Below are 20665 nucleotides of genomic sequence, written 5' to 3' on the forward strand. Positions count from 1 at the left end.
ACAACAAGATAACATGAAACTGCACGAACAGGATTGCCAAACCGCTAAACCGCCTCCGCCACCCGCTCCACCGCCGGCAGGTCCCAGGCCGGGTAGCGCAGGCTCATCTGGTGCGTGCGGTCCTGCATGTCCAGCACCGGGCGCAGCACCGACGGGTCGGCGCGCATGGCGTCCTCGCCGGCCATGTGAACGATTCCCAGGCGACGGTTGGGCAGGTAATACTCCACCAGTTCCCCCCGCTCCGGGTCGAAGCGCCAGGGGCCGATGTAATTGCACCATTCCGGCAGCAACTCGACCGGCAGTCCGTCCAGATAGATGGCTCCCGCCATCGCCAGCTGGTCGGAGGTGAACAGGCGCCCTTTGCGCAGCACCCGCTTCTGCCAGCGCTGGAAGGCCTCCCAATGGGGAGCGTCGGCCTTCAGCGCATAGGCGCCGGCATTCAGGGTCGGGCGGGTCGCCAGTGCGCGGCATTCCGCCTTGCTCAGGCCGGCGCGGCAGGAGTTCTTGAACAGGATGGACCGCACCCGGGCGAAGCGGCCGAACAGCCAGTCCAGCCGCAGCTCCGTCTCCGAAAAGCGGCCGAACTGGGCGACGATGGCGAAGCGGTTCAGCGCCGCCCCCCGCCGCAGCATCTCCACCGCCTCCCAATCCTGCACCCAGGCGTCGGCGTCGATCCAGATCAGCGTGTCGTAGCCGGGGAAGTAGGTCGGCAGGTGCAGCTTGGCGAGGTTGGCCTTCAGGTGGATGCGGTTGCGCAGCTTGTGCGCCGGGATGCCGACCGGCCAGGGCGGCGTCACCACCGCGGCGCCTTGGGCCTTCAGCTCCGTGATCTGCTCCTCGGTCAGCCCGGCGTCGATTACGCCGACGGGGCAATCCGCCGCCGGCCTCAAAGCCCGCAGCGAGACGATCAGTTCGCGAATCAGCGGATGGTAGCGGGAATCGCCGCCGGTCACGACGATAAAGGAACCCAGTATGGTCTATCCAATACGCCTTAGGCGTAAAGTTGTATGTAGGCCTACCCTGCCCGGATAACCCTTCGGCGTCAATCCATGTCCAGTCCGGATTGCTGCGCATTTGGATTGTGGGCCCGAAAGCCCGTCCAACCGTTGCGGCCCCTGACTTTCGCCGTCGAGCATATCCGGAAGTCAGGGGTTGCCTGATGGCTTGCCGGGTGAAACCTTCGACCCGGTGGCTTGTTTCCGTCCCGTGTTCCCGCGACACGTGTTCCGTCAATCGCTTGCGAAAGTGCTGGACCCATGATCGATCGGCAGGACCGGCTCTGGTACAAGGACGCCGTCATCTACCAACTGCACATCAAGGCGTTCTTCGACGCCGACAACGACGGCATCGGCGATTTCGCCGGCCTGACCCAGAAGCTGGACTATATCCAGGATCTGGGTGTCACGGCGGTGTGGCTTCTGCCCTTCTATCCGTCCCCGCTGCGCGACGACGGCTATGACATCGCCGACTACACCTCGGTCAACCCGACCTACGGGAACCTGGACGACTTCCGGCGCTTCATGGAGGAATGCCACAACCGCGGCCTCAGGGTGATCACCGAGCTGGTCATCAACCACACCTCCGACCAGCATCCCTGGTTCCAGCGCGCGCGGGAGGCGCCTCCGGGCTCCAACCACCGCGACTATTATGTCTGGTCCGACAGCGACCAGAAATACCAGGGCACGCGCATCATCTTCTGCGACACGGAAAAGTCCAACTGGACCTGGGATCCGGTCGCCAACGCCTATTACTGGCACCGCTTCTATTCGCACCAGCCCGACCTGAACTTCGACAATCCCGAGGTTCTGGAGGAGGTGCTGAAGGTCATGCGCTTCTGGCTGGACATCGGGGTGGACGGGCTGCGGCTCGACGCCATCCCATACCTGAAGGAACGCGAGGGCACCAACAACGAGAATTTGCCTGAAACGCACGACGTCCTGAAGGCGATCCGCACCGCGCTGGACGCCGAGTATCCCGACCGCATGCTGCTGGCCGAGGCCAACCAGTGGCCGGAGGATGTGCTGCCCTATTTCGGCGATCCGGAGAAGGGCGGCGACGAATGCCACATGTCCTTCCACTTCCCGCTGATGCCGCGCATCTACATGGCGGTCGCGATGGAGGACCGGCATCCCATCGCCGACATCATGCGCCAGACTCCGGACATCCCGGCCGACTGCCAGTGGGCCATCTTCCTGCGCAATCATGACGAGTTGACGCTGGAGATGGTCACCGACAGCGAGCGCGACTATCTCTGGAACTTCTACGCCGCCGACCGGCGCATGCGGATCAACCTGGGCATCCGCCGCCGCCTGGCTCCGCTGCTGGAGAACGACCGCCGCAAGATCGAGCTGCTGAACAGCCTGCTGATGTCGATGCCCGGCACGCCGGTGCTGTATTACGGCGACGAGATCGGCATGGGCGACAACATCTATCTCGGCGACCGCGACGGCGTGCGCACGCCGATGCAATGGTCGATCGACCGCAACGGCGGCTTCTCGCGCGCCGACCCGGCGCGGCTCTACCTGCCGGCGGTGCTCGACCCGATCTACGGCTTCATGGCCGTCAATGTGGAGGCGCAGGCCCGCAACCCCTCCTCGCTGCTGAACTGGATGAAGCGGCTGGTGGCGGTGCGCAAGCAGCGCCAGAGCTTCGGCCGCGGCAGCTTCTCGCTGCTCTATCCCGGCAACCGCAAGGTTCTGGCCTATGTCCGCTGCCTGGAGACGGAAAACGGGTCGGAGATCGCGCTGTGCGTCGCCAACCTGTCGCGCTCGGCCCAGGCGGTGGAACTGGACCTGAAAAACTGGAAGGGCCGCATCCCGGTCGAACTGCTGGGCCGGACGGTCTTCCCGCCGATCGGCGACCTTCCCTACCTGCTGACCCTGCCGGCCTACGGCTTCTACTGGTTCGCGCTGACCGCCGAGGCGGAACTGCCGACCTGGCATGAAACCCCGCCGGAACCGGTGCCGGACCTGCTGACCGTGGTGGTGCGCGACGGCTGGCACAGCCTCACCACCGGCAAGGCGGCGGACGAGCTGGGCCGCGATGTCCTGCAGGCCTTCCTGCCCAAGCAGCGCTGGTTCTCCGCCAAGGATCGCCGGATCACCCGCTCGCACGTCACCATGGCCGCCCAGCTGCCGGGCCCCGGCGACGGCTTCATGCTGGTCCGCACCCAGGTGGGCCTGAGTGGAGTCGGTGTAGATGGTGACGCGGCCGACCAGAGCTATTTCCTGCCGATGGCGATGAGCTGGGAGAACGGGGCGGGCGGCACCGGCTGGCCGCTGCTTCCCTATACGCTGGCCAAGGTGCGGCGGGGTCCCCGGACCGGCGCCATCTATGACGCGGTGCAGGCCGACGGCTTCGCGCTCGCCTTGATCGAGGCGCTGCGGCGCGGCGAGACGCTGCAGGCGATGTCCGCGCCGGGGATGGCCGGCAGCGGCAGCATCCGCTTCACCGCCACCGATGCGCTGGCCGCCATCGAGCTGTCGGAAGAGACCGAGGTGAGGCGGCTGGGCGTGGAGCAGAGCAACACCTCCGTCCTCGTCGACAGCCAGATCGTGCTGAAGGTCCTGCGCCGGCTGGTGGAGGGCGAGCATCCGGAGGTCGAGATGGGCCGCTTCCTGACGGAGGTCGGCTTTGCCAACACCCCGGCCCTGCTGGGCACCGTGGAGCAGGTTGCGGCCGACGGCACGCCGACCGCGCTGGCGGTGGCGCAGGCCTTCGTCCGCAACCAGGGCGACGGCTGGGCCAGCACGGTGGAGGAGTTGGAGCGCCAGCTGGAAGACATCCGCCTCGGCGTCGCCGGCACCACCGAGGACGCGGCGGAGGCGGGCGAGCCCTTCGGCATGCATCTGGTGATGATGACCACGCTGGGGCAGCGCACCGCCGAACTGCACCGGGCGCTGGCGCAGGCCACCGGCAAGCCCGCCTTCGATCCGGAGCCGATCTCGGCCGAGGATGTGGCGGGTTGGGCCGCCGCCGCCCGCGCCCAGGCGGAGGCCGCCTTCGCCGCCCTGCCCGGAACGCTGGACCGTCTGCCTGCCGACGTGCGCGCCGACGCCGAACAGCTGCTGGCCCGCCGGGCCGAGGCGATGGGGCGGCTCGACGCGCTGGCGGGGATGCGGATCGACGGCGTCAAGACCCGCATCCACGGCGACTATCACCTGGGTCAGGTCGTGCGGGCGCAGAACGACTGGTACATCCTGGACTTCGAAGGCGAGCCGGCGAAGACGCTGGAGGAGCGCCGCGCCAAGTCCAGCGCCCTGCGCGACGTGGCCGGCATGCTGCGCTCCTTCAACTATGCCGCCTGGGCGGCGCTGTTCCGGCTGGACAGCGCGGGCGAGGGTGCCAACAGCGGTGACAGCCCGGCGCTGGCCGCCGCCCTCGACTGGGAACGCCGCAGCATCGACTCCTTCCTCGACGGCTACCGCACGGCGATCGAGGGCTGCCCGGTCTGGCCGGCGGAGAATGGGGTGGGGGACGAGGCCGCGCGCGGCCTGCTGACCCTGTTCCTGCTGGAAAAAGCCTTCTACGAGATCGGCTACGAGGCGGCGAACCGACCCAACTGGATCGGCATCCCGGTCAAGGGCGTGCTGGGCCTGCTCGACGATGCTCGGGAAGAGGGCGCGAAGGGGTAAAATGGCGAATCCGCGGCGGGCATGGTGTGACGAAACCGCCGCGGGTATGTTCACCTCCGGAGAAGGCGACCGGGGGGCTTTGCACGATGCGCCCTCCGTCGGCGGTCATTCCCGCGAAGGCGGACTGTGCCAAACCGGCCCCCACCCCGACCCTCCCCCGCTCACGCGGGAGAGGGTGCCTTATGCGAAGAGGCGGCAGTCCCCTCCACCGCCGAAGGCGGGGGAGGGTTAGGGAGGGGGCAAAGCCGACGCAGTGATCCGGCTGGACGGTGAACGATCAACGGTCCATGAAGACGATAGGGCCTCCACGAAGAAGGGCACTTGGCCAATGGCGAGCGACATGACGACGGACACCCGCAAGGACCAGGCGCAGACCGGCGTCTCCGAAAGCCGTTCCAACGAACAGCGCTCCACCGACCGGCGGGCGGAGGTCCTGCGCGCGGCGGCGGACGCCGTCGCGCGGGCCGACCATGGGGATCCCTTCGCCGTGCTGGGCATGCAGCAGGAGGCACCCGGCCGCCCGGTGGAGGTCCGCGCCTTCGTGCCCGGCGCCGAGCGGCTGTGGGTGATCGACAGCGCCACCGGCGAACCGGCGGGCGAGGCCGAGCGCATCCACCAGGACGGCTTCTACCTTGCGGTGATGCCCGACCGGACGGAACGCTTCCGCTACCGCCTGCGCGCCCAATACCCGCTGGCAACCCAGGAGTTCGAGGACGCCTACCGCTTCGGCAACATGCTGGGCGAACTGGACGTCCATCTGCTGGCCGAGGGCACCCACCTGCGCAATTACGAGAAGCTGGGCGCCCACCCGCGCGAGGTCGACGGCATCGCCGGCGTGTCCTTCGCCGTCTGGGCGCCGAGCGCGCGCAGTGTCAGCGTCGTCGGCGACTTCAACAACTGGGACGGCCGCCGCCTGCCGATGCGCCGGCGCGTCGAGGTCGGCGTCTGGGAGATCTTCGTCCCCCACGCCCATGCCGGCCAGCGCTACAAGTTCGAGATCCGTGGTCCCAACGGCAACCTGATGCCGGCCAAGGCCGATCCCTACGCCTTCCAGGCGGAGATGCGCCCGGCCACAGCCTCGGTCGTGCACGGCCTGCCGTCCTACGAGTGGCGCGACCAGGAGTGGCAGAGTCGCAAGGTCGCCACCTCCGACCGCACCGCGCCGATCTCCATCTACGAGGTGCATCTGGGCTCCTGGGCGCGGGTGCCGGAGGAGGACAACCGCTTCCTGACCTATCAGGAGTTGGCGGAGCGGCTGATCCCCTACGCCAAGGACATGGGCTTCACCCATATCGAACTTCTGCCGATCACCGAGCATCCGTTCGACGGCTCCTGGGGCTACCAGCCGATCGGCCTCTATGCGCCGACCGCCCGCCACGGCTCGCCGGAGGATTTCAAGGACTTCGTCAACGCTTGCCACCGCGCCGGTCTGGGCGTGCTGCTGGATTGGGTGCCGGGCCATTTCCCGACCGATCCGCATGGGCTGGGCGATTTCGACGGCACGCATCTTTATGAGCACGCCGACCCGCGCCAGGGCTTCCACCAGGACTGGAACACCCTGATCTATAATTTCGGCCGGACGGAGGTTCAGAACTTCCTGCTGGGCAACGCGCTGTTCTGGCTCGACCATTACAAGCTGGACGGGCTGCGCGTCGATGCCGTCGCCTCCATGCTCTATCTCGACTACAGCCGCAAGGAAGGGGAGTGGGTCCCCAACAAGTTCGGGGGGCGGGAGAATCTGGAATCCATCGCCTTCCTGAAGCGCATGAACGAGCTGGTCTATGGGCAGCAGCCGGGCGCGATGACGGTGGCGGAGGAATCCACGTCATGGCCGATGGTGTCGAAGCCGACTTATCTCGGCGGTCTCGGCTTCGGCTACAAATGGAACATGGGGTGGATGCACGACACGCTGCACTACATGCAGAACGACCCGATCCATCGCCGCTACCATCACCACCAGATGACCTTCGGGCTGATCTATCAGTTCTCCGAAAACTTCGTGCTGCCGCTCAGCCATGACGAGGTGGTCCACGGCAAGGGCTCTCTCATCAACAAGATGCCGGGCGACGACTGGCAGAAATTCGCCAATCTGCGCGCCTATTATGGCTTCATGTTCGCCCATCCCGGCAAGAAGCTGCTGTTCATGGGCGGCGAATTCGCCCAGTGGAGCGAGTGGAGCGAGGCGCGCAGCCTGGATTGGCATTTGCTGGACCAGCCCATGCACCGGGGCATGCGCGACCTCGTGCGCGACCTGAACGGCGTCTACCGCGAGCTGGAGCCGCTGCACAAGACCGACTGCGACCCGTCCGGCTTCGAGTGGATCGAGTCGAACGACAACGAGAACTCGGTGTTCACCTTCCTGCGCAAGGCCGACGACCCCGAGCACATCGTCATCGCCGTCTGCAACTTCACGCCCATTCCCCGGTACGGCTACCGCGTCGGCGTTCCGCTGCCCGGACGCTATGTGGAGCGGATCAACACCGACGACGGCAAATACGGCGGCAGCGGCGTCGGCAATCCCGGCGGCGGCGTCTATGCCGAGGAAACCCCCTGGCACGGCCGCACCCACTCGCTGGACCTGACCATCCCGCCGCTGTCGACGCTGATTTTGGAGCGGAAGGCGGAGTAGGAGGGCGGAAGGCGCGCTGGGCCCGGCTGGATTGACGTGTCGGGCTTACTGCCGCCGCCCATCCGTGGTAGGAAGAATCCCCGATGGGACAAGTCCGATCCCGGATGAAGGAGGCTTCCGCATGTCCAGCCAGACGACCGAATGCCGGATGCGCCGCTCTTCCGCCGGGACGAAGGATGGAACAGTGAAACAGGGGCTGGAAACATGTTCCATCCTGTTCCAATCCTCCATCGCGACTCCATCGACCCAACCCGACGGATCACGGTGGCGCCCATGAACGACTATTGCATCGCAAGCGGTTACCGCCACCGGGTCGACCCCGCCTACACCGAGGATACCGCCGGCAGCCGGGTAGTCTGGCAACCTGATGTCTATGCCACGGCCGCGGTGCTGGCCGACCGGTATGGCGCCGCCACGATCATCGATATCGGCTGCGGCGGTGCCAAGAAGCTGGGACTGCTTGCCGGACGATTTTCGGTGGTTGGCATCGATTACGGCAGCAACATCGATTATTGCCGCGCCACCTATCCATTCGGCCGCTGGTTGGCGGTCGATATGGATGGGGAGGAGGTGCCGGCGCTGGCCGAAGCCCTGCGGTCGCTTGGGCCGGAAATCCTGGCCGGCGCCGTCGTCGTCTGTTCCGACGTGATCGAGCATCTGGTCCAGCCTGACGGGCTGCTGAAGGTGCTGGCCGGCATTGCGCCCGCAGTGCGGGCCTGTGTGATTTCGACCCCGGAGCGCGAGCGCACCCATCACCCCGGCCATGCCGGGCCGCCGCCCAACCCCTGCCATGTGCGGGAATGGACTCTGGCGGAGTTCCGCGCCCTGCTGGACCGCTTCGGGCTGCCGGTGATGTATGCCGGGCTGACCGCTTCGCACAACCGCGGCCGGCCGAAGAACACCATTCTGACGGTGATCGACCGCAATGCCCGGACGGCCGCGACGGCCCTGCAGGAGCGCCCGGTGACCGCGGTGCTGGTGGCCCGGGACGATGCCGAGCATGTCGAGGGGTTGGTCGGCCGGTTGCACGCCGACGGCATCCGCATCCACGCCATTGATCTGGGATCGACCGACGGCACCCATGAATTGCTGGTCGGCCAGTCGGCAAAGCTGGCGGCGTTGGAACGCATCGCCACCCCACGGGTCGCCGATGACGGCAAGCTCGACAGTTTCTGGCATCATGTCGAGGATGTGGCGATGTCCTGCCCAGGCCATTGGATGCTGCTGCTGGAAGGCAACCAGCGGGCGGCTCCGACCGGCTTCGGGCCATCCTTGCGGGCGGCCCTTGCCGGGGTTGAGGCCAGCGGCTTCAACGCGGTGAGCTTCACCGGGCTGGATTTCCATCCCGTCGACGGCGGCTTTAGCCGGGCGCTCGATACCGAGGCTTATTTCGGCATCTGTTCCTTCGCCCGCTCGACGGCCTCCCGCCACTTGACGCGTGCCTGGATCCAGCCGGATTCCCATCCCGTCGGGTTGGCCGATACTGGCGGCTGTGCGCCGCTGTTCATCGGCCGGCGTGATTTCCCGTACCGGTTCCTGATGAAATCCTATCCGAAGCGACGGTTCCTGCCGGAGGATCCCTGGCTGCCCGCTCGCATCGCACACAATGCCACCTGGGGCTTTCCGCCGGGCGGGCTGGAACTGATCGATTTCCACCAGCCCGATTTCATGGACCGCCATCTGACCGAATGCGTGTTCGGCGTCGGAGTGCTCCGCCATGATTTCGGTCTTTAGCCAGGACCGGCCGATCCGTTCCGCGGGCGCCATTGACTGCGGAATTTTCGGGACCCGGCAGTGTCGGGTCGCGTATCCGCTTGAACCGGCTGTGGTTTTCCCGCCATCTTCTTCCGTCTTCCCACACCGGTAGTCCGCATGCCCCCCACCCCCGCACGCACCCCGGTCTGGCCCGGCAAGCCCCATCCGCTCGGCGCCACCTGGGACGGGTTCGGCGTCAATTTCGCCCTGTTCTCCGCCAATGCCGAGCGGGTGGAACTCTGCCTGTTCGACAAGACCGGCCAGCGCGAGGTGGAGCGGGTCACGCTGCCCGAACACACCGACGAGGTCTGGCACGGCTACCTGCCCGACGCCCGGCCCGGCCTGCTCTACGGTTACCGCGTCCATGGTCCCTACGAGCCGGAGGAGGGGCACCGCTTCAATCCGAACAAGCTGCTGATCGATCCCTATGCCCGGGCTCTGTTCGGCGGCTTCAAATGGTCGGACGCCCATTACGGCTACCGGGTCGGCTCGACCAAGGAGGACTTATCCTTCGACCGGCGCGACAATGCCCGCGGCATGCCGAAATGCCGGGTGGTGGACGGCGCCTTCACCTGGGGGCACGACCGCCACCGCCGGGTGCCCTGGACCGAGACGGTCCTCTACGAGACCCATGTCCGCGGCTTCACCATGCGCCATCCGGAGGTGCCGGCCCATCTGCGCGGCACCTTCGCCGGCATGTCGACCCAGAACGTGATCGAATATCTGCGGGCGCTCGGCATCACCTCGGTGGAGTTCCTGCCGGTCCAGGCCATCGCCGACGAGCAGCATCTCGTCACCCGCAACATGACCAACTACTGGGGCTACAACACCATCGGCTTCTTCGCGCCGGAGCCGCGCTACATGACCACCGGCGTCCTGTCGGAGTTCAAGACGATGGTCGCCCGCCTGCATGAGGCGGGGATCGAGGTCATCCTCGACGTCGTCTACAACCATACGGCCGAAGGCAACCATCTGGGGCCGACGCTGTCCTTCAAGGGCATCGACAATCTCAGCTATTACCGGCTGATGCCGGACAACCCGCGCTACTACATCAACGACACCGGCACCGGGAACACCCTGAACCTCAGCCACCCGCGCGTGGTGCAGATGGTGATGGACAGCCTCCGCTACTGGGTGACGGAGATGCATGTCGACGGCTTCCGCTTCGACCTCGCCACCGTGCTGGCGCGGGAGCCCTACGGCTACGACCCCGGTTCCGGCTTCCTCGACGCGGTGCGCCAGGACCCGGTGCTGGCCGACGTGAAGCTGATCGCCGAGCCGTGGGACGTCGGTCCCGGCGGCTATCAGGTCGGCAATTTCCCGCCGGGCTGGGCGGAGTGGAACGACCGCTACCGCGACACCGTGCGGCGCTACTGGCGCGGCGACGACGGCATGCTGCCGGAACTGGCCGGCCGCATCGCCGGCTCCGCCGACCTGTTCGAGAAGCGCGGGCGCCGGCCCTGGGCCAGCGTGAATTTCATCACTGCCCATGACGGCTTCACCCTGCACGATCTCGTCGCCTACAACGACAAGCACAACTGGGCGAACGGCGAGGAGAACCGCGACGGCCATTCCGCCAACTGCTCGTGGAACCACGGGGTGGAGGGCGAGACCGCCGATCCGGGCATCAACGAGCTTCGGGCCCGGCAGAAGCGCAACCTGCTGGCCACGCTGATGCTGTCGCAGGGCACGCCGATGATGCTGGCCGGCGACGAGCTGGAGCACAGCCAGGACGGCAACAACAACGCCTATTGCCAGGACAACGACATCACCTGGCTGGACTGGGCGAAGCGCGACGGGGCGCTGGTGTCCTTCGTCCGCCGGCTGATCGCGCTGAGGCGCGCCCACCCGGTCCTCCGCCGCCCCACCTTCCTGCATGGGCGCGAAACCGCGGCCAACGGGCTGAAGGACATCGTCTGGTACAATGCCCAGGGCGTCGAGAAGACCGCCGAGCATTGGCGCAACACCCAGGCGCGCTGCATCGTCCTGCTGCTGAACGGCCGTGCCGGCACCCATGCCGGGCCGGACGGGCAGCCGCTGTCCGACGGCGTGATGCTGATCGTGCTGAACGCCCATGCCGACATCCTGACCGTGACCCTGCCGGACGTGCCGGGCGGCCGGGGCTGGCGCTGCCTGCTCGACACCCGCGTCGCCGACGGGGCGGGGGACGAACGCCTGCATCTGGCCGGCCGGTCGGTGCTGGTCGACGGGCGGACGGTGCTGGTCTTCACCCTGGTGGAACAGGCGGGGATGTGAGCAACGGTATGGCTTTGGCTGAGCGTGCTCCGCCCCTGCGATCCTTTGCCCAATGGTATTTTCCCCGGTGAAGATGCTACCGCGACGGGCGGAGACAATGCGTGTTACCCTGCGGGACGTGTTGCCGTCACGATCGCAGCGGAGCTTCGGGTAGGGCGATGCCGGATTACGATTTCTCGCAGGTCGACGCCGCGATCATCGACAGCCAGCTCAACACCGCGCGCGTGTTCCGCGACGTGTTGATCCGCCTGGGCTTCCGCCGGGTGGAGCTGTTCGATTCGGTGAAGGCCGCCGCCGGGCTGCTGACCGCCGGCATGCCGGATCTGGTGCTGCTCGACGCCGATGGCGAGGATTCGGAAGCCTTCCGCTTCATCCGGTCCCTGCGCAACGAACCGGCCGTGCCGAACCCCTTCGCCTGCGTCATCGTCACCACCTGGGCGCCGACCCCGGCGCTGCTGACCCGCGTCACCAATGTCGGGGGCGACGATCTGCTGATGAAGCCGGTGTCGCCCAAGCAGGTGCGCGACCGGATCGTCAGCCTGATCGAGGCGCGCAAGGGCTTCGTCGTCACCGCCGACTATACCGGCCCCGACCGCCGCAAATCCCCGCGCGAGGGCGCACAGGTGCCGGTTCTGGACGCCCCCAACACGCTCCGCCTGAAGGCTGTCGGCCAGTGGACCCAGTCCGCCGCCCGCATGCTGCTGAACGAGGCGATTTCGACCGTCACCACCCAGAAGCGGCTGCGCGCCAGCATCCAGGTCGCCTTCCTGGTGGAATTCGCCCTGGACGGGCTGGCACGGCCGGCGCCGGACCGCATGGCCATCGACCATGTCGGTCGCATCGGCGGCTTCCTGGACGACCTTCTGCGCCGGCTGGGCGAGGACGGCGACCACGCCCCGGTGGAGGCGGTGGCCCGCGCCATCAAGACGCTGGCCGACAAGGTCCGCACCGCCGCGGAAGCCGGACCGGTCCCGGTCGACGACCGGGAGCAGCTGCAGGCCCTGTCGCGCGCCCTGATGCAGGCCGTCGATCCCGACCGTCCGTTGGAGGCGATGACGCGCGAGGTGTCCGCCGCCGTCACCGGCTACCGCAGCCGGCTGGAGCAGATCGCCCAGGCCAAGGCGGCCGCCGCCCTGCCGGCGGTTCCCGCCGACGACGCTTCCACCTCCTCTTCCTCCGCCCCGCCACCGGGTGCCGGAGGGCTGGCGGCATCCGCTCTTCCGGCCGGGTGACGGGGGAGGCGCCGATGGCATAGGCCGCCGGTCTGCATTGACGCCACGCACCGCGCCCCCCAATCCCTTAGCCCCACACCCTTTCCGTACAACCCGCGGGGACCCTGCATGAGTGATCTCGACCGGCTGGCCGATCTGCTTGGACTAGAACCCCTTTATCATGACATCTGGGGCAACCGGCGCGAGACCTCCGCCGCCACCAAGCGGGCGCTGGTCGCCGCCATGGGGTTGGCGGCCGCCACGGACGAGGAGGTCGCCGCCAGCCTGCGCACGGTGGAGCGGCGGTCCTGGAGCCGCCCGCTGCCGCCGGTCCTGGTCACCGGGGAAGGGCAGGGGATCGGGCTGGGCGTCGCCCTGCCGGCCGGCCTCGAAGACGCCACGCTGGTGTGGGAACTGACACCGGAGGGCGGGGTCGCCCAGGGCGGCCGCGTCGCGGTCCGCGATCTGCCGGTGGAGGAGCGGGCCACGGTGGACGGCAAGGCCTATGAGCGCCGCGCGCTCGGGGGCCTGTTGCCGGTCTCGCTGCCCATCGGCTATCACCGGCTGGCGGTGCATGTGGAGGCCCCTGGCCGCGCCGGTCCATCCGATGCCACCACCCTGATCGTGGCGCCCGACCGCTGCGTGACAGTGGAGGAGATGGTGCCGGCCGGCCGCTGCTGGGGCATCGGGCTGCAGGTCTATTCCCTGCGGTCCGCCGTCGATTGGGGCATGGGGGATTTCGGCGATCTTTCCGGCTTCGCCGAGGTCGCCGGCCGGCTGGGCGCCGGGCTGGTCGGGCTGAACCCGCTGCATGCCCTGTTTCCGGCCGACCCGAACCATATCGGCCCCTATTCGCCGTCCAGCCGCCAGTTCCTCAACATCCTCTACATCGACCCGGCCTCCGTTCCCGAGTTGGCGGACGCCGACGACCTGCGCGCCCGGATCGCCGACCCCGCCTTCCAGGCCGCCCTGACCGCCGCAAGGCAGGCGGAATTGGTCGATTACCCCGCGGTCGCCGCGCTGAAGCTTCCGGTTCTGGAGGGGCTGCACGCCCGCTTTCGCAGCCTGCCCGATGGCCATCCGCGCAAGGCTGCCTATGCCCGCTTCCGGCAGGAGATGGGGGCGGCCTTGGACCGCCATGCCCTGTTCGACGCCCTGCACGAGCATTTCTTCCGCAAGGACCCATCGCTGTGGATGTGGCGCAGCTGGCCGGCAGCTTTCCAGGACCCGGGGAGCGCCGAGGTTGCCGCCTTTGCCGCCGATCATGCCGACCGCATCGATTTCTTCGCCTGGACTCAGTTCGAGGCCGACCGCCAGTTGGGGGAGGCGGCGGCGCGCGGTCGTTCCGCCGGGCTTGCCATGGGCTTTTACCGCGACCTCGCCGTGGCCGTCCATCCCGGCGGCGGCTCCGCCTGGGCCGACCCGTCGATGCTGGTGCAGGGCGCCAATGTCGGCGCGCCGCCCGACCAGTTCAATCTGAAGGGCCAGAACTGGGGTTTGGCGCCGCTGTCGCCGCTGGGCCTGCGCGAGGCCTCCTACCGCCCCTTCGTCGAGCTTCTGCGGGCCAACATGCGCCATGCCGCGGCGCTGCGCATCGACCATGTGATGGCGCTGCAGCACCTGTTCTGGATCCCGGAGGACGGCAGCGACGGCGCCTATGTCGCCTATCCCTTTCACGACCTTCTGCGCATCGTGGCGCTGGAGAGCCGCCGCAACCGTTGCGTCGTGATCGGCGAGGATCTGGGCACCGTTCCGGAGGGCTTCCGGCCGGCTCTGGAACAGGCCGGCATCCTCAGCTACCGCGTGCTGTATTTCGAACGCACTGCCGATGGCGGCTTCAAGTCTCCCGGCGAGTATCCCGCCGGTTCCATGGCGACGGTCAGCACGCATGACCTGGCACCCTTCAAGGGGTTCTGGACCGGCCGCGACCTCGATTGGCGGCAGCGGCTCAGTCTCTATCCCGACGATGCCAGCCGGGACAAGGACCGCTGGGACCGCGGCGTCGACCGCTGGCGCCTGTTGCAGGCGCTGTCCCGCGAGGGGCTGCGCCCGGACAGCTATCCCACCGACGACGGCGACCAGCCGTTCCGCGTCGAACTGTCCGCCGCCGTCCACGACTATTTGGCACACACCCCATCGCGCATCGTGATGGTTCAGATCGAGGACACGCTGGCGGACGACGAGCAGCCCAACCTGCCCGGCACCGTCGACCAGCATCCGAATTGGCGCCGCCGCCTTCCCCGTATGCTGGAGGAATTGGAGGCCGACGATGACCTCCGCCGGATCATCGCGCCCATGGCGAACGCTGTCCCACGCTGAATGAAAGGCGCCGCCGGTCCAGGGGAAAACCGGACCGGCGGTCAGCGCCCAAAAAAAAGTGCATCGGAAGCGAAAAAAGCTCTTCACAGCCCGGCACGTGGTCGCTATAAACCCGCCCACACCACGGGGCACGGCAAGCGAGCCGCCCCGGTGACGGTCTGGGGGATCGTCTAGCGGTAGGACAGCGGACTCTGACTCCGCCAGCCTAGGTTCGAATCCTAGTCCCCCAACCAACTCTCACGACTTCCCTTTGGAAACAGCCACTTGGTTCCGCCGCTCCTGCAATGACCCGCAGGTGGTGCCCATGGCTGTAGCCCAAAGCTGCTGCCCAACGCACCGCCCGGTCCCGTCAGAGTACCGAGCATGGGCCAAGCCGCGCACCTCGTCCTCCGCCACCAGACCTGGTACTGGCGTCACCAAGCTAGCCATGCTGGCTGTCAGTGGTTCGCTTGTACCGGTGCCTTTGGTAGGCCTTCAGGTGGTTGTCGCGCATCAGGCGGGCGACGCGATGGCGACAGACCGTCAGCCTTCAACTCGGCATGCATCCGTGAGCTGCCATAAGATTCGCGCGACGCTGTGAACCGGCTGCGGATATGGGCCAACAGCACCAGGTCGGTTCATTGCCGAACACTGGCCTTGCGCGTCTTCTACACATAGTAACCGCTGACGCTCACACCCGAGAGCTGGCAAAGCCGGGAGACCGGAGCACCCGCTTTCTCTGCATCGATGATGCTGAGATCTCATCGACTTGTCTCCTGCCCCAAGAAAGCGGCTGCCTTCTTTAACAAGTCACGCTCCTGGCGTTAAACCTCATTCTCACGACGCAGACGGACCAGTTCCTTTTGCACATCGTCATGTGGACCGCACAGAAGTTCAGCTTCCTGGTGGCGCGCTTTCCATCGCGTCAGTGTCGATTTGCCGATACCCTAATCAGCCGCCACGTTCCCGACCATCCGGCCGCTCGTCGCGATAAGCCGAACAGCTTCCCGCTTGAGTTCTTCCGTCAGCTTACGCCGATGCCCGTCACCCATGCCAAAACTCCTGGTTTCTCGGACCATAGATGGAGGCGCTCCACCTTCTCCCGGCAAGTCCACCTCCCCATACCAGCCGGATAATGGAACCACTAAATTGTACGTACTGCAAACTTGACCGCGCCGTCCGTCCGGCGCATGATGGCGACCGTGATGGATGGTGCCGAAAATGCATTGTTCCCACGACGCCGACCGGCTTGACGGCCGGCCGGAACCACGGCTGGAGTTCCAGAGGCAACGCCCTGCGGCCGCTGTCATGCGCGCCGTTACATGACCTGTTGCCCGTCCGGCTGAGCGGCGGCGGAGCCATACCCGGGTGGCTCCGCCGCCGATTGTTTTTTGGGCTTCGGCCCACGACGGCCCCATTCCCGTCCGATCCCGGCCATCCTCCTGCCTCATTCCTGTCACGTCCTGTCGCCCTCCGCAGGCGCCCCCACGACGTGGTCGATGTAGAATGGGTTTAACCGAATTGAGTACCACCTTTGAGAAAAGCGCGGGGAGTCCCCCGATGCATTCGCTCGAAATTCAAACGAAAATTCGCAAAATATTGGTAGGTTTTCGCAAAATGGGGGTATCTGCTGTGGCTTTAACGCGCCATTAACCAGGATGGACTGAGTTTAGGCTCATCAGACGCGGTCAACTCCAACTCAGACGCGAAGTAAACTTTGCGGCCAGATGGAAACGGCCGGTTCCGTGTTAATGCCGCTATAGCCGACCATCTCGTGTTTGTCCCTCCAGTGTTTGCCCTCCAGCATTTGAAAGGCTCGCCCCCATGACCGTGCCGGCAGTCCTCCGCGATGTGGCGCAGTTCGGCGCCTACGCCGCCGGCCGGGGCCGACATGCGGGCCTGCTGGTCGCGGTCCTGCTGCTGGCCGGCTGCCCGGCCAACACGGTCGGACCGGGATGGGGCGGACCCGATGTATCGGCCGCCAACCCGAACGCCCGTCCGGCTTCCCCGCCGGTGCCCAGGCAGAAGCCGGTCCGCAAGATTGCCGACGCCGCATCGCTGGCGCCGACCCTGCCGATGCCGCAGCCGGGCCCGCCGGTGACGAACGGCGACGTGGCGGCGGCCAGCACCGACGCCAACGCCGCCGCCACCCAATTGGCGGCCATCGACCCCCGGACGGCGAACGCCTCGGCCATGCCGGCCGTGGGGCCGGCCGTGGGGCTGACGCCCACCCCTCCCGCAACCACCAACGCCGACCCCGACAGTCTTGTCGGGCTGGACGAAGTCCAGACTCTCAACCTCCTGGGGTCCCCTGTTGCAAGGGAAGAGGCGCCTCCCGCCAAGATCTGGCGGTATTCCAAGGGTGACTGCACCCTCAAGGTCTTCTTCTTCATGGATATGACCTCGTCCCAGGACTTCCGCGCCCTCTCCTACGATATGAAGAGCAGCCAAAATGTCCCTGACGCCGACCACCGATGCTTCGCCCAACTCCTCGCTCACGCTGACGCAGGGCGCCCTGTCCGCCCCGGGATTCAGTAAGGCGGAGTCGAACAAGGGAATGTCCGCAATGACCGAACCGACCATTGCCCGCATCGCTCTGGTGGACGACGACGATCTGTTCCGTGAGTCGCTCAGCCTCAACCTCGGCGACGAGGGATACGAGGTCATCACCTTCGACCGCGGCGAGCCGGCGCTCGATTTCTTCGCTGCCGACGGATCGGTCGACATCGTCCTGCTGGACTGGCGCATGCCCAAGCTGGATGGCATCGACGTCTTGCGCCAGATGCGTGCCCGCGGCATCGCCACCCCGGTGATCTTCCTGACCGTGCTGTCCGACCAGATTTATGAAGAGGCGGCCCTGGCCGGCGGCGCGCTGGACTTCGTGGAGAAGTCGCGCAGCCTGTCGATCCTGCTGAAGCGCATGCGCCTGATCCTGGACGGCACCAAGGGCGATGCGGTCAAGGGTGCCGAGGAGGCGGAGGCCGGCGGCAACGCCACCATGCATCGCCTGGGCGAGCTGGAGCTGCGCCTGGACAACAGCCGCGCCTTTTGGAAGGGCAAGCGCATCGACCTGACGCTGACCGAGTTCAACATCGTCAAGCTGATGTCGACCCGTCCGGAAGAGGACGTGTCCTACCGCGAGATCTACGACCTCGTCCACGGCAAGGGCTTCGTCGCCGGCTACGGCCCGTCGGGCTACCGCGCCAACGTTCGCGCCTTCATCAAGCGCATCCGCCAGAAGTTCCGCTCGGTCGACGCCAACTTCGCCTGCATCGAAAACTATCCGGGCTTCGGCTATCGCTGGGGCAAGGGCGAGAACCCGGCCCAGGGTGGCGACGAGGACGGCCTCGACACAGGCACGCGCAATGGAATGAGCGAGGACATGCTGATCAATGGCGCTGCTGCCGAGTGACCTCGCGATGCGGGCGCCCAGACAAGCGTCCGCCCGCCTGCTTTGGCTGTGGCGTTCGATGGCGAGCCGCCTGGTGCTGCTCACCGTCGTCTTCGTCGCCGTGCCGGTTCTGCTCTACGACCAGTTCCAGCGCGCCGACGAGGCCTCGCAGCAGCTCCTGCTGAAAAGCGCCCAGCGCCAGGGTGAACTGATCGCCCGGGCGTTGGAACCGGAACTTCTGGGCGTCGACCGCACGGCCCTCCCCAGCCTCAGCAGCGCGCTGGCCCGCTACGGCGACGACCGCACGCGGCTGAAGCTGCTGGTGCGTCCGCGCGTGGCGGCCACCGGGGCCGCGGCGCTCAGGACCGGACCGGAACCCTTCTTCTATGTCGCGGCGGCGCCCAGCCTGTCGACGGCCGACATCGATGCCGAACGGCGCCTGCTGCTCGAACAGGGCGTGCTGGACCGGTTGGGGTCGAGCTGTGCCGGCAACTCCACGCTGGCGATGCGCGTTCCCCATGCCGAAGGCGGGGAGGAGGTGCTGTCCTCCATCACCCCGATCAAGACCAGCTTCGGCTGCTGGGCGCTGGTGACCAGCCATGCGACCGAGGCCTACATCTCCTCCTCCATCGGCCGTCCCTATTGGAGCACGCCGGCGGTCCAGGCCGCCGCGGCGATCTATCTGGCGATGGCGGCCCTGGTGCTGGCCGTGCTTGCCGGCGTCTGGCGCAACCTGAACCGTTTCGGCGAACTGGCCCGCCGCATCGTCGGCGGCGAGGATACCCCCGACCATGAGGGCCGCAGCGCCTCCTTCGCCGCGCGCAACACCGTGCCGGAGCTGGCCGGGGTGGCGGAGGATTTCGACCGTCTCGTTTCCACGCTGCGCGACAGCGCCCAGTCGCTGCGCCGTGCGGCGGAGGACAACGCCCACGCCTTCAAGACGCCGATCGCCGTCATCCGCCAGTCGGTGGAGCCGCTGCGCCGCGCCCTGCCGGCGGAGAACGCCCGCAGCCAGCGCGCGCTGATCATGATCGAGAAGTCGCTGGACAAGTTGGACGGCATCGTCTCCTTCGCCCGCCGCATGGACGAGGCGGCGGCCGACCTGTTGGCCCCTGCGCGCCGCCGCGTCGACCTGTCGGCGCTGGTTGAGCGGATGGCCGGCGGCTACACCGGCCTGCTTGCCGAACAGAGCCTGCACATGCGCTCGCGCATCGATGCCGGGCTGGTGGTGCGTGCCAGCGAGGAGACGCTGGAGACCATCGTCGAGAATCTGGTGGAGAACGCCGTTAGCTTCTCGCCGGCCGACTCCGCCGTCAGCGTCCGCCTGACCCGCAACGGCCGCTGGGCCGAGCTGGTGGTGGACGACGAGGGACCGGGCGTCGATCCCGCCAACCTGGAACGCATCTTCGAGCGCTATTTCTCCCACCGCGAACCCGGCCGCGGCATGCCGGAGGACGAGGCGGCCGCCCATCAGGCGGGGGCCGCGCATTTCGGCATCGGCCTGTGGATCGTCCGCCGCAACATCGAGGCCTTCGGCGGCCGCGTCAGCGCCGAAAACCGCCCGACCGGCGGGCTGCGCATGACGGTGATGCTGCCGCTGGCGGCGTGACCGGGTCCGCCGTCACCGTCAAACAGGCTTCGGAGTGGCGCGGTCGGCGCCGTTCCTGCTATGGTTGGTTCCGGGGTGGCCCCGTTCTTTGTCCGAGGATCGGGGCAGCCTGCCGAACAGCATTCCGAGCCACCGATGGACCGCAGCCTCGATTCCACCGACATCAAGATCCTGCGTGAACTGCAGGAGGATGGACGCCTCAGCAATGTCGAGCTGGCCCGCCGCATCAACCTGAGCCCGGCCGCCTGCCTGGAGCGGGTGAAGCGGCTGCAGACGGACGGCATCATCCAGCGCTATGTCGCGCTGCTCGACCCGCACCGGCTGGAAGCGGGGATGCTGGTCTTCGTGGAAGTGGTGCTGGACCGCACGACGCCCGACAATTTCGACGACTTCAAGGCCACCGTGCTGCGCATGCCGCAGATCATGGAATGCCACATGGTCGCCGGCGGCTTCGACTATCTGGTCAAGGCGCGGGTGCGCGACATGAACGAATACCGCCTGTTCCTGGGCGAACTGCTGTCCACCGCGCGCGGCGTGCGGGAAACCCACACCTATGCCGTGATGGAAGAGGTCAAGAGCGTCACCGCCATCCCGCTCGACGGGTTGTCCGGAGGCTCGTTGCGCGGCTAAACAATTAGACCATATAGCTTTTTTCAGTTTGCACCGTCCGCCGCGCCCGCCATTCTTTTCCGGACGCATTTTGCGACGAATTCGGCGGGAGGAGATCGCCCCTCCGTTGTATTCTGCCATGCAAATTGTTCGACTGCTAACAATCCATCGCGGCATGACGCTTGCAGCATGACCTCCGGTTCGGGGGTGCGACCGATGTGGTTGTCCGGCGCTGCAGTTTTCGCCTCCACGCCCGACCGTTTCCTGCGAGAC

The 20665-nt window shown here is 67.0% G+C and carries 11 protein-coding genes, 1 tRNA gene and 1 pseudogene; 11 read left to right on the forward strand and 2 right to left on the reverse strand.

The annotated features are described in order from the left end of the window. Positions 1 to 44: 44 nt before the first annotated feature. A complete protein-coding gene (locus tag VD964_RS10265) occupies positions 45 to 953 on the reverse strand; it encodes a glycosyl transferase (protein ID WP_324868223.1) in 909 nt (302 codons plus the stop codon). 303 nt (positions 954 to 1256) lie between these two features. Between VD964_RS10265 and treS the strand changes: the two genes are divergently transcribed. The 7 genes from treS to VD964_RS10300 all read left to right on the forward strand — a co-directional run bounded on the left by treS (position 1257) and on the right by VD964_RS10300 (position 15037). Next, entirely contained in the window at positions 1257 to 4634 is a 3378-nt protein-coding gene (treS, locus tag VD964_RS10270) for a maltose alpha-D-glucosyltransferase (protein ID WP_324868225.1), read from the forward strand. A gap of 340 nt (positions 4635 to 4974) precedes the next feature. Then, positions 4975 to 7263: a 1,4-alpha-glucan branching protein GlgB gene (gene glgB, locus VD964_RS10275; RefSeq protein ID WP_324868227.1), complete on the forward strand. Its 2289-nt coding sequence runs from the start codon at positions 4975 to 4977 to the stop codon at positions 7261 to 7263. Positions 7264 to 7536: 273 nt separating this feature from the next. Then, positions 7537 to 8997, forward strand: coding sequence for a hypothetical protein (locus VD964_RS10280; protein WP_324868229.1), 1461 nt, complete (start codon positions 7537 to 7539; stop codon positions 8995 to 8997). Between the two features lie 138 nt (positions 8998 to 9135). Then, positions 9136 to 11274 (forward strand): glycogen debranching protein GlgX, encoded by a 2139-nt coding sequence (glgX, locus tag VD964_RS10285; RefSeq protein WP_324868231.1) that lies wholly within the window; start codon positions 9136 to 9138, stop codon positions 11272 to 11274. 158 nt (positions 11275 to 11432) lie between these two features. Next, positions 11433 to 12506, forward strand: coding sequence for a response regulator (locus VD964_RS10290; RefSeq protein ID WP_324868233.1), 1074 nt, complete (start codon positions 11433 to 11435; stop codon positions 12504 to 12506). Between the two features lie 108 nt (positions 12507 to 12614). Then, on the forward strand, positions 12615 to 14804 hold the full coding sequence (gene malQ, locus VD964_RS10295; protein WP_324868235.1) for a 4-alpha-glucanotransferase: 2190 nt from the start codon (positions 12615 to 12617) through the stop codon (positions 14802 to 14804). A 159-nt stretch (positions 14805 to 14963) separates the two neighbouring features. Next, positions 14964 to 15037, forward strand: a tRNA-Gln gene (locus tag VD964_RS10300). A 191-nt stretch (positions 15038 to 15228) separates the two neighbouring features. Here VD964_RS10300 and VD964_RS29900 read toward each other — a convergent pair. After that, a pseudogene (locus VD964_RS29900) lies at positions 15229 to 15835 on the reverse strand (transposase); the annotation flags it as partial. Positions 15836 to 16607: 772 nt separating this feature from the next. On the opposite strand from VD964_RS29900, the gene VD964_RS10305 reads away from it, so the two are divergent. The 4 genes from VD964_RS10305 (at position 16608) to VD964_RS10320 (ending at position 20413) form a co-directional block, all read left to right on the forward strand. Then, positions 16608 to 17321 carry a hypothetical protein gene (locus VD964_RS10305; RefSeq protein ID WP_324868237.1) on the forward strand — a complete coding sequence of 238 codons (714 nt, stop codon included), beginning with the start codon at positions 16608 to 16610 and terminating at the stop codon, positions 17319 to 17321. A gap of 28 nt (positions 17322 to 17349) precedes the next feature. Further along, on the forward strand, positions 17350 to 18195 hold the full coding sequence (locus VD964_RS10310; RefSeq protein ID WP_324868239.1) for a response regulator transcription factor: 846 nt from the start codon (positions 17350 to 17352) through the stop codon (positions 18193 to 18195). Then, positions 18176 to 19783 carry a HAMP domain-containing sensor histidine kinase gene (locus tag VD964_RS10315; protein ID WP_324868241.1) on the forward strand — a complete coding sequence of 536 codons (1608 nt, stop codon included), beginning with the start codon at positions 18176 to 18178 and terminating at the stop codon, positions 19781 to 19783. The genes VD964_RS10310 and VD964_RS10315 overlap by 20 nt, the downstream gene beginning before the upstream one ends. 135 nt (positions 19784 to 19918) lie before the next feature. Then, positions 19919 to 20413: an Lrp/AsnC ligand binding domain-containing protein gene (locus VD964_RS10320; protein WP_324868243.1), complete on the forward strand. Its 495-nt coding sequence runs from the start codon at positions 19919 to 19921 to the stop codon at positions 20411 to 20413. The last annotated feature ends 252 nt before the right edge of the window (positions 20414 to 20665 follow it).

Origin of the sequence: Azospirillum sp. (genome assembly GCF_035628975.1) — a bacterium.
Taxonomy (GTDB): domain Bacteria; phylum Pseudomonadota; class Alphaproteobacteria; order Azospirillales; family Azospirillaceae; genus Azospirillum.